We start from the raw sequence: 15,729 nt of genomic DNA, 5'->3' as shown, positions 1-15,729 counted from the left end.
AACATGTTTGGGCAAGTCTCACGCGGCTGGGTAATATTGCTCTTTTTACCGCAGTTGCAGCAGAAGATATTGCCCGTGTGGGTCAAGGTTAATTGCTTGCCTATCAATGGATTGAGCGGGAGTAACTCATCACCAACAACGAGTTGATATTGCACTTGTTGCGCGTCATCTAACTGCACGCTTTCGTTATATCGTCATTGCGTGGCCGTCAGTATACAAGATTATCCAAGTCAGTTTAGATAGGAATTTTTGCTAAGTGAGTCGATTGACTGAGTGCACCTAAACCTCTTTTGTTTTACTTAACCATTTGTACACTAAGGCAATAATACCGAAAGTTAGCAAGGCTACTGGCAAGTAAATGATTATGCTCATAAATTGTGTTTGGTATTTTGTTGCTAATTGGGTATGGCTAATGAGATACCCAAAACCAACAACGGAAAAAATCCACACCATTGAGCTGATGAAGTTAATGAGTAAAAAACGACGGGAAGAAATACCCGTTGCACCTAAAATATAGGGGTAAACGGTACGAACAAAAGGAATATAACGTGCGAGTAGCAGGGTTATCACTCCATAGTTATCAATTAGGTGGGTCGCTTTTTCCTGATGTTTGATATCAATATTCGACAGCAGTTTTTGGTAAATTTGGGTATGCCCTAAAAATCGACCCTGTAAATAACCTATAGCTGTACCTGTAAAGGTTGCTAGAACCAATAACGGCATAATACCGATATGAAGAATATCTTGATAAATCAGCACTCCAGTGAGAAAGAGTAGGCTATCTCCGGGTAAAAATGCGGTGGGAATAAAGCCATTTTCTAACACTAAAAAGCCACAAATTAATGCGCTGACCATGAGGGCGATTTTAGGATTGGCTAAAACCGCCAGATCATTGTGTATCATGGCTTGGGCCAGTTCGTATAACTGCTCCATACGTACTACTCCCTAAAATAATTGATAAAACATAAAGATGGAAAAGCTCGAAAGCGGCAATTTTGAACCTGAGCTATGGTGTTTCGTGGGTTATTCTACCAAGGGAGCATGAATCGAAAGGCAGTTACAACATTAAATTTTGTTGGTGTTAGTGTGTTTATGATTCAGTAATCGGGTTTTGTGGGCTTTTTATAGTAAAAATATTAAGCATTATTATAGGGTTAATAAATTTCGAATGATGGCATCAACTTACAAACCCACTTGCCAGATTCCTATGCGCATTCCAACTATCCAGTATTGATTGCACTGGCTTAACTTAATTTGAACACCTTGCCGCGAATATCGGTTTTTAAACATTCTTTTAAGCGCTCTTAAAGTGCTGTTTGAAAGTGCCATTGCGAGTGCACTCTCTAAATGTATTGGTGTGCTAAGTGTTAGCTTGCCGTAAAAGTTAATGGCATTAACGGCTTAATCTATCGAGCACGAGATCATCCCCAAGAGCATAGAGGGATTCAACTAATTGATCTTCTTGGGCTAGATCTGTGAGTCCAAGGCCAATGGTTGCCCGAAACAAAGCTATACCTGTGTGGCCTGCGGTTTCATATTGACTACTAAACTGCTCGATATTGATGCCAATTGCATTGATTTTATTGGATATATCGAGCACAAGTCCGGGTCTGTCATAGGCCACTAGGTTGTAACTTAAGCGTTTGATGGGCTTAAGAGCGACCGAGGTTTTGGAGTAGGTGAGGGACAGGCTATCGATGCATTCTAGGGCCTCAATGAGCTCATCCATGCGCAGTGACGGCACTTCGAGTAACAATATCGCGGCAAAGACACCGTCAATATGGCGTAATTCTGAGTCGAGCCAGTTGCCGCCATGACGACTCACAGCATGGGCGATTTGTTCTACTAATCCTTTTCTATCAGGTGCTTGTAGTGTGATTAAGTATCGTAGCATAGTGACTGACTCCTATTTTTTGTAAAAGGCACCTGTTTTAAAATGGGGTGTAACACAACTGTCATCTTTGCGTCATATAATCCAACGCACTTAGAATAAAGGATGTTGTTATTGCTCAGTTTACGTTCAAACAGTGTAAGCATAGCACTCGGCAAATCCTAGCGAAAAAACTCGCTAGCTATTAATAATAGAGGTTCTTAATGGAAAGTCAGGTCACTCAACCTGGTTCTGCATCGCACAGTATGCTTAAAGGCGGACGCTCGAATCGCAGGGCATTTAAGGATAAAGCGGCGCAAATCAGCGTCACTATCGGCGGCACTATGGTATTTGTCGCCTTATTGTTGATCTTCTTTTATCTGTTGTATGTGATTAAACCCATTTTCGACAGTGCTGATGTCATACCCGTTAAGAGTGTGAGTTATCAACACGCGGATGTGCCGACCTTAATGGTGGGTGCTGAAGAGCAAAATGAGGTGATGTACCGTGTGAGCGTTCATGGTCAAGTGGACTTCTATACTGTTGCCGACGGTAGCTTACTTTCTAGCTTTACCCCGACGTTACCAGCGGGTGTTACAGTCACCAGCGCCGCCGTTGCTGTACCGAGCGAACAACGTTTTGCGCTGGGATTAAGTAATGGTCAGGTCTTAGTGGCGGGCCTAGAGTTTGGTTTAACGTACCCCAATAACAAACGTTTAATCACACCTAAACTGCGTTATCCCGCAGGTGAAACCCCCATAACAGTCGATGAGACGGGCAGCGCGATTCATAAGCTGACCTTTACTTATAGCTCAGACAAAATGAGTTTTGCTTATCAAGATGAGAGTGGTGTTTGGCGCCTCACTCGTCTCGAAGGGCAAGAGAACATGATGACTGAAGAAGTGGAGTGGGTTTCTACGACGTCACAAATTCAAGATGCGCCGAAGAAAGTCTCCCACGAGCTGATGACGCCCGATCAACGTCAATTGATGTTGCAAACTGGCAATAAAATTTTCGTGTACGACATCCGTGATACTGACAGCTTAGATCTGCTGCAGGTGATTGATGTTGAACGTGCTAAGGCACAAGTCAATAACGTGGCTTTGCTGGCGGGTGCGAGTTCATTACTGGTCAGTTATGACACAGGTATTGTGGCGCAGTACTTCCAAGTTAATGGTGAAAAAGGGCGTTTATATCAAGAGATTCGTCAGTTTGATGACTTACCGCCCATCAGCTCGATTGCCTCTGAGTTTTATCGTAAGAGTTTTGCGACAGTGAGCCCTGAGGGTGAGCTAACACTACTTTATACCACGAGTCATCGTGAACTGTTTGATGCAAAGTTTGACCTTAAAAATCCCGGTAAAATGGGCTTTACCCCACGCTCAAACGGCATAGTCGTTGAGGCGGACAAAAAGCTGCATATCTTCAGTGTGGAAAACTCCCACCCAGAAGTGTCATGGAGCGCTATGTGGGACAAGGTGTGGTATGAAGGTTATCCAGAGCCTAAATATGTATGGCAATCGACCTCAGGTTCTGACGATTTCGAAGCTAAGTTGAGCTTAATGCCATTGGCCTACGGCACAATGAAAGCGGCATTTTATGCCATGTTATTTGCCGTGCCTTTATCCGTTGCTGGTGCGATTTACACGGCTTACTTTATGTCGCCTAAGGTACGCGGTTTCGTGAAACCGACCATTGAAATCATGGAAGCATTACCAACGGTGATTTTAGGCTTCTTGGCGGGTCTGTGGTTAGCGCCACTGATTGAAGAGCATCTCCCCGGCATTTTAATTCTACTGATCTTATTGCCGACCTCGATACTCACGTCTGCCTATGGCTGGAGCAGGTTGCCGGGTAAGTGGAAACAACGTTTACCCGAAGTGTACCAAGAGCTGATGTTGATCCCTGTGGTCTGTTTCGTGGGTTGGTTCTCTTTTGCGGTCAGCCCAATAATCGAAGTGGCGCTGTTTGATGGTAATACCCGTCAATTCATCACTAACGAACTGGGGATCACCTTCGACCAACGTAACGCGCTGGTGGTCGGTATTGCCATGGGCTTTGCGGTGATCCCAACGATTTTCTCCATCGCTGAAGATGCCATTTTCTCTGTACCGCGTCATTTATCTAACGGTAGCTTAGCCTTAGGTGCGACGCCTTGGCAGACATTGACACGCGTGGTGTTGTTAACCGCCAGTCCGGGGATTTTCTCGGCCATTATGATGGGCCTTGGCCGTGCGGTTGGCGAGACCATGATAGTACTGATGGCCACTGGTAACACTGCCATCATGGAATGGAGTGTGTTCGAAGGGATGCGAACCTTGGCGGCAAACATTGCGGTTGAAATGCCTGAATCGGCTATCGGTAGTTCGCATTACCGTGTGCTCTTCCTTGCTGCGTTCGTACTATTCATCTTTACATTCTTCTTTAACACCATTGCAGAAGTGGTGAGACAGCGTCTACGTGAACGCTATAGCTCGCTGTAACGGGGATAAGACAATGACATTAAATACTATTTCGCCAGTGACCTTGAGAGGTTTGTGCAATGGGTAAGTGGGTAAAATCAGGCTCGCCATGGATATGGATGACGGGCGGTGCTGTGAGCATCAGTTTGATTGCCGTCTTAGGCTTATTATTGTTAATCGCATGGCGTGGCTTAAGTTACTTTTGGCCTGCAACCGTTTACCAGTGGGAGCTTGAAGATAACACGGGTGTACGTTCGACCTTAATTGGTGAGGTTTACGATAGGGAAGAAGTACCGACTGAGCGTTTGATTGCTGCTGGCCATGTGTTTAAGCAACATCCGGGCGAGTTTGTGACCCGTTACTTAGTGAAAACCGGTAACCGTGAATTTGTGGGTTTGGATTTCCGCTGGATATTAGGTACGGACATTGTTAGCCGTTCTGTGCCAAGCGAGGTCGCACTGATCGAGCGGGCTAAAAACGGTAACTTCTACGGTTATCCGATAGCTGTGATTGAAAATGGCAAGCGTCTCGATTTAGTGAATGATGCGATTGAATCCTCCTTAATGGAGCACATCGAACGCGCAGTTGCCTTATCGGACAAAGCGGTCGATTTGCAGAAGCAAGATATTGGCTCGATTAACTACGCCATTGAAAAATTGCGTTTGCAGGAGCGTCGTTTCGAGCTGGATGGGGAACTGACCGACAGTATTAAAGCTGAGTTGGTCGCCAAGAGGGCTCAACTGCAAGAAGATTACTTAGTGCTTGAAAAGGCGTTATTTGCCCTGCGTGATGATGCGGCGCGTGACTCGGTTATTGTCCGAGATATGCGCGGCGAAGAAGTTGAACTGAAGCTCGATACCGTTCTCGATGTGACCTATGTGAATCACTTAGGACTCGTAGGAAAAATTGGTAAGTGGTTTGTCGGTATTGGACGCTTTATGAGTGACGATCCGCGTGAAGCCAACACTGAGGGCGGCGTGTTCCCCGCGATTTTCGGCACTGTGTTTATGGTGATGTTGATGGCGGTGATCGTGACGCCATTTGGCGTGGTCGCGGCGGTTTATCTACATGAATATGCTAAGAAAGGCCCGATTACTAAGATGATCCGTATTGCGGTAATCAACTTAGCGGGTGTGCCCTCGATTGTGTATGGTGTATTCGGTTTAGGTTTCTTCGTGTACATGATGGGCGGTTCCATCGACCAATTGTTTTACGCTGAAGCTTTGCCTGCTCCTACCTTTGGTTCGCCGGGGGTGATTTGGTCTGCATTAACCCTCGCGATTTTGACGCTGCCAGTGGTTATTGTGTCGACTGAAGAAGGGTTAAGTCGTATTCCAAGCGCGGTACGTCAAGGTAGTTTGGCACTGGGCGCGACTAAGGCTGAAACCCTGTGGCGGATTGTGATCCCGATGGCGAGTCCAGCGATCATGACGGGTTTGATTTTAGCGGTCGCTCGTGCTGCCGGTGAAGTGGCACCGCTGATGTTGGTGGGTGTCGTGAAATTAGCGCCAACATTACCACTGGACTTTAACTTCCCGTTTGTGCATTTAGAACGTAAGTTCATGCACTTAGGGTTCCATATATATGATGTGGGCTTCCAGAGTCCTAACGTTGAAGCGGCACGTCCTCTGGTGTATGCGACCTCTTTCTTGCTGGTGTCTGTGATTGTGGCACTCAACTTGACGGCCATTAGCGTGCGTAACCACTTACGTGAAAAATATCGTTCGCTTGAGCACTAATCAGCGATTATCCTGAAAGTATTAGGACTAAATATGATTTCTATAGATTCGACAGCAATGAAAACCAATAACTTTGATTTAGCTAACTTAAGCCAGAACGACACCGCGCTGGAGATCCGTAACTTAGATTTGCGCTATGGTGATAAGCAAGCGCTGTTTAATGTATCGATGAAGATCCCCAAGAAGCAAGTCACTGCCTTTATCGGCCCCAGTGGTTGTGGTAAATCGACACTATTGCGCTGTATTAACCGCATGAATGACTTAGTTGATAATTGTCATATTGGCGGCGAGATATTGCTGCACGGCCAGAATATCTACGACAAAAAGATTGATGTCGCGGCTTTGCGCCGTAATGTCGGTATGGTGTTCCAACGCCCAAATCCTTTCCCTAAGTCGATTTACGAAAACGTTGTTTATGGCTTGAGATTGCAAGGGTTGAATAACCGTCGTGAACTCGACGAAGCGGCTGAGCGTTCATTGCGCGGCGCGGCGATTTGGGACGAAGTGAAAGACAGATTGCACGATAACGCCTTTGGTTTGTCTGGCGGTCAACAGCAACGACTGGTGATTGCCCGTGCGATAGCCATTGAGCCAGAAGTGCTATTACTCGACGAACCAACATCGGCACTCGATCCGATTTCGACGCTGACGATTGAAGAGTTAATCACTGAGCTTAAGACGAAATACACTGTGGTTATCGTGACTCACAACATGCAACAGGCGGCGCGGGTATCGGATCAAACGGCCTTTATGTATATGGGTGAATTAGTTGAATATGCTGATACTAATACGATTTTCACCACGCCGAAAAAACGTAAGACTGAAGATTACATCACAGGACGTTACGGTTAATCGCTTGAGTATCGGATAAGGCCACCACGGCTTGGTATGGGTCAACAGTTAAGTAACAGGTTGGAACGCAATGGAAAACATGAATTTAAGTAAGCACATTTCGGGTCAGTTCACCGCTGAGCTGGATGATATCCGTAATCGAGTGCTCGCCATGGGTGGCTTGGTTGAACGTCAGCTAGAGCAAGCGATTGATGCCTTAAGTGCCCTCGATGCCGAGTTAGCTCAGCGGGTGATTGCAGGCGATCATAAAGTCAATGCGATGGAAGTTTCCATTGACGAAGAATGCACGCGTATTATTGCTAAGCGTCAACCTGCGGCCAGTGATTTACGCTTGATTATCGCTATTTCAAAAACCATCGCCGATCTTGAGCGTATTGGTGATGCCTGTGTGCGGATTGCAAAAGCGGCATTAGATAAACGTTTGAATAATCAGCAGCCTTTGTTAGTTAGCATTGAAAATATGGGGCGTCATGCGACTCGGATGTTGCATGCGACTTTAGATGCCTTGGCCCGTATGGATGCCGATACCGCGTTAGAGCTGCATAAAGAAGATGCTAAGCTTGACCGTGAATATGAAGGCATCATTCGCCAGTTAATGACCTATATGATGGAAGATCCGCGTTCAATCCCAGACATACTCGACGTATTATGGGCTGCACGCGCAGTTGAGCGTGTCGGCGACCGCTGCAAAAATATTTGTGAATACATCATCTACTACGTGAAAGGCAAAGACGTTCGCCATACTTCCTACGAAGATATGGAAAAGGACATGAAAAGCTAACACACGCATTAATCTGCAGTTTTAATGCCTGAATAAAACGCTCCGCAGTCTCTGTGGAGCGTTTTGCTTTTAGGGCTTTTAAATGCGGCTTAATAAATGCCGACTGCTTTTATAGACTGATTTGACAGTACTAATAGCAATGATGAGTCAATTCGATTTGGTAAAAACGCATTGGAAAATTCTGCAGGCTAGTATAGCTGAGTGAACTGTCATTTTAGTTGCTAGGCGTTGGCTGGTATCCACACATACAGGCTTGCCATAGTACTTACTCACCGACACGGTGAATAGAAACCTAGGGTTTCTGAGCTTATGAACGAGAGCCATGGACGGCGAACTGGCCGTTAAACAGGGATGTTGTTCAAGTCCGTCCTTGGATGCTCGACCGCCCCGTCCATGGGGCGGACGGTCGTCTCGCTAATCACCATGGCTCACCTTTCGTGCATTCACGTAACCTGTACATTTAAAAACCTTACGCTGCACGCTTTTGGACATGAATGCGTTAGTGCAAAGGGTCTAAAAATGGGTAGTGGGATTAGTAAATGTATGCGTATCAATTAAAGTTTACACTGACCCCACATATCGCTGAATTCTAAATGGAACATTACTATATTGCATTTACCGACCTATATACCTAATAGTTTTTGAAATTTTTTACCCTGACCCTTCCCGATGTTACAAGGGGAGGGAATCTGATCTATTCCTTACCTAATTCTATGATTATATTTTCAGGTCTACCAATTTGAGAGTAGTTCATTGTTTCTAAAAAACCGATATCAGAGATCACCTCAAGTACTTCTTCGTTTGTTATATTTGTCACTTTAGAAATATCATTTGTTATCTTTTCATACCAGTCGGTGGAACCCAAGTTGATATGCATGTTTGCATTAATATGAATTTCCTTATACTGAGCTTCATTTATAATTTTGTAGTTATTTTTAAGTTCGGTTAAAATGTCTGTGCAAAATGACATTCTAAAGAAGTTACTAATGAACTGCCTCCATGTTATATAGTCAACACCAATCTGATCTAGTGCTTTTAAGTAGCCCGTTAAACGGAGCATTATTCTCCCGACGAACACAGCAGATTTCTCTGCATCAACAGGCAATAGTGTACCTAATACAGCTATTGCACCTAAATCTAAAAGGCCACTGGCAACAGATGCATGTGAACCACCTATAGCAGATGTCAGGCAAGCGCTTAAGATAATAATGGGAGGAGCGAACCCTCTGGTCGGCAACTCCCAGGTGTCTACTTTATCTCCTCCAATTTGAAGCCATCCATGCTCTTCTGCACCACCATGATTACCATGGCAGTCGAATATTAAAATTGGAGTATTCACTGTTTTTAAACATTCAATTAATTGAGCCTTACTTGTCACATCGATAATGTTTAAATTAATTTCCTTGTCGATGTTTATATAGTAATTCAAACTTTTTTCAAGCATGTATTTTATAGGGTCGTTTTCATTAAAAGAGCGAATAACTGTTACTTTTAAAAGTTCTGATTTGTTAAAGTGGATACGTGAAAAATTAGTAGAGATCTTTAGTAACTGATTTCCAGGGGTAGTGTGTACTTTAGATATTTCATGAGTGAACATTAAGGGTATCTTATCGAAGCTCACCCACTCTACTAGGCTATCGGTACACAGAGTTATAGAATTGCTATTTTCAGATATATAGCTTAGTAAATCATTACCAATTTCGCTTGTCATTTCGGTTGTTAGGTCTTTAAATTTTCTATTGAACTTATCTTTGGAACGTTCAACTGAAGACATTGATAATGACTCTAGGTCACGTAGTTTAGCACTATGGAAATTAAGTGAGTTTGGCAGTCTAATTACTGGACAATTGTTAGCAATCGCTAAGCTATTCATTGCTAACGTTGTGTAGGCAAGTTCGAACTGCCTTGTTCCCATCAAAGCTTGAACAGCTTTATTACTCATTATTTTTTCGAATTCATCTTTATTATCTAATGTGATATTCATTCCTGAATAATTAGGGTTTTTGAAAACCCCACCCATAATGAATTCTCTGCTCTTTTTATTATTCAAATTCCGTGACAGTTGGTTCCAAAAATGACTTTTAAAATTATATAGGTGTGTATAGATACTTGGCGAGTAGACAATCAAATCAGATTTGGAACTTTCCTTTATACCACTGTTTTCATTTTTAATTATACTAAGAAGGTTATTAGAGCTTTCAAGTATAGCATTGATGTACTCCCCCTTATCTTTAGAAAATTTTATAGGCTCGTCATGCTCAAAATAGTAACCGACGCTCCTTAGCACACTTTCATTTGGGGATGTTACTGCATGATTTCGAGAGGGGAACTCTATTTTTGTTAATGATTTCTCTCTTTGAGTTCTAGAGTTAATCACATCTATTACTTGACTAGGAAATGCATTATTTTCCATAGCTTCTTGAAGTCGGCTTATAATAAATTCGTCTAGTTTAAAAATGTTAAACTCTTTAATATCTAAGTCAACCCCCTCTTCTATGCCAACAACCAACGGTTTATATTTAAACTTAAAATCTAAATTCTTTATATATTCTAACTCTTTATCTAAGCATGTTATAACGACAAAAGGATGGCTTTTAAAAAAAGGAAGTAATTGGGTTAGACTACGAGGATTTATGAGAAAATTGCTTGGAGACGCAATTTCATTGCGAGATCGAATTAGCTCATCTTGAGGCATATAAACCTCTAATGCATTCATTGGATACGATAAAGTTTTGTGTAATGTACTATGAAAGGCATCTGAAAAAAGGCTAGTTAGATAACCTTGAAAAGGCGAATTATGGTCTTCATCTTCAGGTATAAGAAATATGTTTATTATTGAGGTATTTCCTAGACTTAATCTCATATCAATCCAATTTTTTATAAACGTAGGGTGAATTTCTTTATTTCTCTCTGAAAACAATATCACATTTAGTGATACTTGCAATGAAATCAATTACTTTATGGCGTATTAGCACTAGGCTTATACGCATTGAAAGCATATTGATTTGAGATAGTATCTATTAGGGCATTATCTATTTAACGAGGAGCCCCCTGTGTCAGGATCGTTGTCAACCTATAAAATCATCCATTAGGAAAAGTCTGTCAAAATAAGTGATGAAGAAGTGAGAAATGAAACTGGCTAAAAGCTTTGGGGCAAATACTTTTTAGGGCAGACATAGGTATTGATAACTTACCTAAGATTGTCATTGCGCACCAGTGACCTTCTAAAACAGGGATGATTTAGTAGAGCCCTCAAGGATGAGTTTACGGCGAGTCACTGGGGAAGTAATGATAATTAACACTGCAAAACCCAGTCGTCTTGTTTTGATCACTCGCTTTTTAGTGGAGCCTATAGGGATACCTCTTATTAGCTCAAAGGATCATGAGTCAATCGGGAAACAATGACAATGAATGCCATATAACTGTCGAGAGTCTTATCGCAAACAACAGTGAACCAGTATAACGTCAGCTGCAGTTCTGCTCGCCGCGTGCTAGCAGAACTGCAGCTGATATTACCAAAATTCGCTTACCCAGTGCAGGCGGGTAGATATTCTGATAACTCAAGCAGGTTATAATCTGGGTCGCGGATATAGACAGAGTTTATCCGGCCTGTGGCGCCGGTTCGTAGCACTGGTCCTTCAATGATTTCAATCTGAAGTGCGTTTAAATGCGCGATCACTTCTTCTATATTGTGGCTGACCACAAAACACAGATCGGCACTGCCGGGCATGGCTGCTGCGGCTTTAGGTTCAAATTCTGCGCCCGCTTGATGCAGGTTAATCTTTTGGTCGCCAAAACTTAACGCAATACGCTGATTGCCAAATACCACTTTCTTCATCCCGAGCACGGTTTGATAAAATTCGACGCTGACGGCGATGTCTTTTACGGTTAAGACCAAATGATCTAAGCGGGTTACGCGCATTTTACTTTCCTTAGAATGGCTCAGAGTGGGCTCTGAATTTGAACGCTGTCTCTATGCTTGAGACTATTACTGCCAGATACCTTACATCATGTGCTGGTGCAAAAGTGACTCTGTGGTAGCATTTGTGGCGTTTTTTGCGTAAATATTTTATGCCTTCTATATCCCTATGACTGAATGAGAGTGTGATGAAAAAAACCTTAGCCCGCGGCTTAATGAATCTATTACCTATGGCCTTGAGTTTGTGGCTGTTTTGGTCGTTGTTTGTATCGTTAGATGGTTTAGGAATTGTAATTTTAGAGCTGGTAGGGATTAACCAACACTTTGTCGGCGCGGGATTTATGCTGGTGGTGGCATTAGTTTTTGCCGTGGGCCTGCTGTTTTCGGTCAGCCCGATTGTGTGGCTTTATGGTTGGCTTGAGCGCCAGTTGATGCGTTTCCCATTGTTTAAATCGGTTTATGGCAGTATCCGTGATATCGCCTCTTTGATGAATCGTGACGGTAAGCCAACAAGCCAAAAGACAGTGTTAGTGAAGCAGGCGAATGGCAGTTTTGTGGTGGGCTTTATTATGACGGATACGCCGCCACAGCCATTGTTAGATGCGCTACCAGAGGGCGATTGGGTGCCTGTGTTGTTCCAATTGAGTTATCAAATGGCGGGCGTGACGAGCTTAGTTAAGCGGGATGATTTAATTATGGTTGATTGGTCGTTTGAGGAGGCGATGCGCTTCAACTTAACTGCTGGTATCTCGCAGTCACCGACTAAGTAATCCTATGAAGGTTTGTGCGTTTTAGCGTTTAAAATTAAATTTGATGATTTTTGTGGTATAATTTTTTGGCGACCAATATGGTCGCCATTTTTTATGCTGAATATTCTAGTAATATATTTGTTTTATGCTAAAGGTGGGTGTTGGCTGCCTTAGTGGTGTTAATTCTGTTTATCCATCAATCATTGGCTTAAAAAAGTCGAGTGTTGTTAATCCCGTTGTTCAGATCCTGTCGCGTTTAGCCATAGCGAGTCGTTGCCATGATCTTTGGGATTTTCCCCATACTGGTCATAGATGAGCCACGCAGTATTAACCAAATTTTAAGTATAAGTTTTGTCCTATCTCGCCGTTGGTATGTTGAGATATTTGGAGTGTGAACCCGCTAGAAATAGGGAGAGTCAATGTCAATCAAGTCTAGTATTAATCCGCCGGTATTTTATTCGTCGGTCTTTTTCATCATCTTGATGGTGATGATTTGCGCAGTATGGCCCACAGAGGCAAACACCTTTTTTAGATCAATGCAGTCATGGATAGAAATGAAAGCCGGTTGGCTTTACATTCTAAGTGTGGCGTTTTTCCTGATTTTTATCATATTTGTCATGGTCAGTCGCTTTGGCGATATCAAACTAGGACCAGACCATTCAGTGCCTGACTACAGCTATAAAAGCTGGATCGCCATGTTGTTTTCGGCGGGTATGGGCATAGGTTTGATGTTTTTTGGGGTCGCTGAACCTGTGATGCACTATCTGGCGCCGCCGGATGCAACCCCTGAGAGCCTTATTGCCGCAAAAGAGGCAATGAAGATCACTTTCTTCCATTGGGGACTGCATGCTTGGGCGATTTACGCTGTGGTGGCATTGAGTCTGGCCTATTTCTCTTATCGACATAAGTTACCGTTATTGCCGCGAAGTGCGCTTTATCCCTTAATTGGTGAACGCATCTATGGTCCGATTGGCCATACAGTGGATACCTTTGCTGTGCTTGGCACTATGTTTGGGGTGGCGACATCACTGGGCTTTGGGGTGTTGCAGGTTAACTCGGGTCTGAGTTATCTATTTGAAGATTTACCCAATAATGCTGTGGTGCAGGTGTGTTTGATTATCGGCATTACTTTATTGGCGACATTATCGGTATTTTCTGGTCTCGATAAAGGCGTGAAACGCTTAAGCGAACTCAATCTGGGTCTCGCGATTATTTTATTGCTTATCGTCTTGATCCTTGGCCCTACGGTTATGTTGTTGCAGGCTTTTGTGCAGAATACCGGTAGTTACTTAAGTGATTTAGTGGGCAAAACCTTTAACTTGTACGCTTATGAACATAAGGAAGATTGGCTCGGAGGCTGGACCTTGCTCTATTGGGGCTGGTGGATTTCATGGTCTCCTTTTGTCGGTACCTTTATTGCGCGTGTGAGTCGCGGCCGTACCATCCGTGAGTTTTTGATAGGTGTGTTATTTGTGCCATCGGCGCTGACCTTTCTGTGGATGACGGTATTTGGTAATACGGCGATTGATTCGATTATGAATCACGGCGCGACCTATCTTGCCGAGGCGGTGAATACCGATGTATCAGTGGCCTTGTTTGTGTTTTTCGAGCACATGCCGTTCCCGACTTTACTCTCTGGGATTGCGATTTGTTTAGTCGTCACTTTCTTTGTGACCTCGTCGGATTCGGGATCGCTAGTGATTGATAATCTAACCTCGGGTGGTGATAACAATGCCCCCGTATGGCAGAGGATCTTTTGGGCACTGTTGCAAGGGGTCGTTGCTTCGGTATTGTTGTTAGCGGGTGGGTTACAGGCGCTGCAAACGGCGGCTATCGCCAGTGCTATGCCGTTCTTAGTGGTGATGCTATTCATGTGTCTGGGCTTATTTAAAGCCCTGAAAAATGATTGGCTGAAGATTAATAGCGTGCAGTTACACAATACTAGTGTGCAATACGCCAAAACTAATATGAGCTGGGAAGAGCGTATTGGGGTTTTAGTCTCGCATCCTACCCATGAAGAAGCGCAAGTGTTCTTGAATAATGTGGCTACGCCCGCTTTATCTAAGGTGTGTCAACACTTTATGGCTAAAGGCATAGTGGCCGATCTTGAATACTTAGATGGCCGCGTGCGATTAGTGATCAGCAATGAGGTGAATTTGCCCTTTGTTTACGGTGTACGAACGCGTTGTTTTGACATCACTAACCCAATAGGGACTGAAATCGAGCAGGGCAATACCTTGTATTACCGCGCCGAAGTGTACCTTGAACAAGGTGGTCAGCATTACGATGTGATGGGTTATACCGAAGAGCAAATTCTCGCGGATGTGGTGACTCAGTATGAAAAATACTTACACTATTTGCATCTGTCGAATGCCGATCATGCCCACGTAAGCTAAGTAACGTAAGCTAAGTTAGCTAAGCCAGTAACCTAGGTCGGCTTAACCATTTACGTCTACAAATCGCGCACCATTAACCCGCAAAGTGCGGGAGATATTGCCCCAAGTGATAACTCGGATTATCCTTGGGGCAATTTTTTTAGGGTTTGTTTTAGGGATTACACTATGTCATCAGTGCCAGGCCAGAGTAAGTTAGATAAAGTATTAGCCGATGCGCGGGAGTACAAAGCTAAGCGTGAGAGCGGTTACCGTGAACAAGCGTTAAAACTCTATCCTTGGGTGTGTGGCCGCTGTACCCGCGAATTTACCCCAAAAAACTTAAGTGAACTGACTGTGCATCATAGGGATCATAACCACGATAACAACCCGTCAGACGGTTCAAACTGGGAATTATTATGTCTTTATTGCCATGACAACGAACATTCTCGCTTTGAAGAATTGATCCGCTACGGTAGCACCACAGAAACCAAGCAAGCGGCGGCGACCTACAATCCCTTTGCTGACTTGAAATCAATGCTGAAAAAATAGTCTTGTAGGCTGTTAGCAGGATGAGCTTGCGCAGAGGGTGGCGTTAGCGGATGGGGTCTAGTCCTTGTCGGTTAAACGCGCCTCGGCAGCTAACCATTTATCACGACTTAAAATATGCTGGTTTTCACTGCCTTCAAATAAAGCTTTACGGGCGGGAAGTTGCTGACAAATGGCTGCTTGTTGTGCTTCGCTGCTCGTACGCCAACTGACGATTTCATCGATATGTCGAAAGCAGCCCATGCAGTAGTCTTCGTCATTTAAACCGCAGCGTGCGACGCAAGGTGAAAGCATGTGTGTCCTCTTTAGGTATTGCTGACCGCGGTTTGCAGTTAACAGTCAGGTTGAGTGCTTTTAATGGGCGCGATACTAACATTTTTTCGCATAAAGTCATCCGTAGGGCAGATTTGCTCAGCCTAATACGAGACAAGTATTT

At 43.8% G+C, this 15,729-nt stretch carries 12 protein-coding genes and 1 pseudogene; 7 read left to right on the top strand and 6 right to left on the bottom strand.

What is annotated here, in order from left to right; all coding sequences use genetic code 11:
* Positions 1-11: 11 nt before the first annotated feature.
* From RA178_RS14735 to RA178_RS14725, 3 genes and pseudogenes are all read right to left on the bottom strand, one after another.
* Positions 12-179: pseudogene (locus RA178_RS14735) on the bottom strand (DUF2797 domain-containing protein); the annotation flags it as partial.
* 100 nt (positions 180-279) lie between these two features.
* Positions 280-933, bottom strand: a complete 654-nt coding sequence (locus RA178_RS14730) for a DedA family protein (RefSeq protein WP_168823092.1) — start codon at positions 931-933, stop codon at positions 280-282.
* A 460-nt stretch (positions 934-1,393) separates the two neighbouring features.
* Positions 1,394-1,894 carry a glycine cleavage system transcriptional repressor gene (locus RA178_RS14725; RefSeq protein WP_028760534.1) on the bottom strand — a complete coding sequence of 167 codons (501 nt, stop codon included), beginning with the start codon at positions 1,892-1,894 and terminating at the stop codon, positions 1,394-1,396.
* Between the two features lie 200 nt (positions 1,895-2,094).
* On the opposite strand from RA178_RS14725, the gene RA178_RS14720 reads away from it, so the two are divergent.
* The 4 genes from RA178_RS14720 to phoU all read left to right on the top strand — a co-directional run bounded on the left by RA178_RS14720 (position 2,095) and on the right by phoU (position 7,704).
* Positions 2,095-4,353 carry an ABC transporter permease subunit gene (locus RA178_RS14720; RefSeq protein ID WP_263179714.1) on the top strand — a complete coding sequence of 753 codons (2,259 nt, stop codon included), beginning with the start codon at positions 2,095-2,097 and terminating at the stop codon, positions 4,351-4,353.
* A gap of 59 nt (positions 4,354-4,412) precedes the next feature.
* Entirely contained in the window at positions 4,413-6,071 is a 1,659-nt protein-coding gene (pstA, locus tag RA178_RS14715; RefSeq protein WP_306682514.1) for a phosphate ABC transporter permease PstA, read from the top strand.
* A gap of 33 nt (positions 6,072-6,104) precedes the next feature.
* Entirely contained in the window at positions 6,105-6,923 is an 819-nt protein-coding gene (pstB, locus tag RA178_RS14710) for a phosphate ABC transporter ATP-binding protein PstB (RefSeq protein WP_028760531.1), read from the top strand.
* Between the two features lie 70 nt (positions 6,924-6,993).
* Positions 6,994-7,704 carry a phosphate signaling complex protein PhoU gene (gene phoU / locus RA178_RS14705; RefSeq protein ID WP_263181003.1) on the top strand — a complete coding sequence of 237 codons (711 nt, stop codon included), beginning with the start codon at positions 6,994-6,996 and terminating at the stop codon, positions 7,702-7,704.
* 694 nt (positions 7,705-8,398) lie between these two features.
* Here phoU and RA178_RS14700 read toward each other — a convergent pair.
* Both RA178_RS14700 and RA178_RS14695 read right to left on the bottom strand, forming a co-directional pair.
* Positions 8,399-10,567, bottom strand: coding sequence for a CHAT domain-containing protein (locus RA178_RS14700; protein ID WP_306682512.1), 2,169 nt, complete (start codon positions 10,565-10,567; stop codon positions 8,399-8,401).
* A 663-nt stretch (positions 10,568-11,230) separates the two neighbouring features.
* The gene (locus RA178_RS14695) at positions 11,231-11,626 is read right to left on the bottom strand and encodes a VOC family protein (protein ID WP_306682510.1); all 396 of its coding nucleotides are present in this window, start codon (positions 11,624-11,626) and stop codon (positions 11,231-11,233) included.
* A gap of 185 nt (positions 11,627-11,811) precedes the next feature.
* On the opposite strand from RA178_RS14695, the gene RA178_RS14690 reads away from it, so the two are divergent.
* From RA178_RS14690 to RA178_RS14680, 3 genes are all read left to right on the top strand, one after another.
* Positions 11,812-12,393, top strand: a complete 582-nt coding sequence (locus RA178_RS14690) for a DUF502 domain-containing protein (protein ID WP_028760527.1) — start codon at positions 11,812-11,814, stop codon at positions 12,391-12,393.
* 398 nt (positions 12,394-12,791) lie between these two features.
* On the top strand, positions 12,792-14,768 hold the full coding sequence (locus RA178_RS14685) for a BCCT family transporter (protein WP_168823597.1): 1,977 nt from the start codon (positions 12,792-12,794) through the stop codon (positions 14,766-14,768).
* A gap of 165 nt (positions 14,769-14,933) precedes the next feature.
* Positions 14,934-15,296, top strand: coding sequence for a YajD family HNH nuclease (locus RA178_RS14680; RefSeq protein WP_028760525.1), 363 nt, complete (start codon positions 14,934-14,936; stop codon positions 15,294-15,296).
* A gap of 57 nt (positions 15,297-15,353) precedes the next feature.
* Here the strand turns inward: RA178_RS14680 and RA178_RS14675 are convergent, their stop codons facing one another.
* Complete coding sequence (locus RA178_RS14675; RefSeq protein ID WP_006085323.1) at positions 15,354-15,587, bottom strand: DUF1289 domain-containing protein; 234 nt, start codon at positions 15,585-15,587, stop codon at positions 15,354-15,356.
* Positions 15,588-15,729 lie beyond the last annotated feature (142 nt).

This window comes from Shewanella oncorhynchi (assembly GCF_030848765.1).
Taxonomy (GTDB): domain Bacteria; phylum Pseudomonadota; class Gammaproteobacteria; order Enterobacterales; family Shewanellaceae; genus Shewanella; species Shewanella oncorhynchi.
The sequence above is the reverse complement of the archived record's forward strand: the minus strand, read 5'-3'. Positions and strand labels throughout refer to the sequence as shown.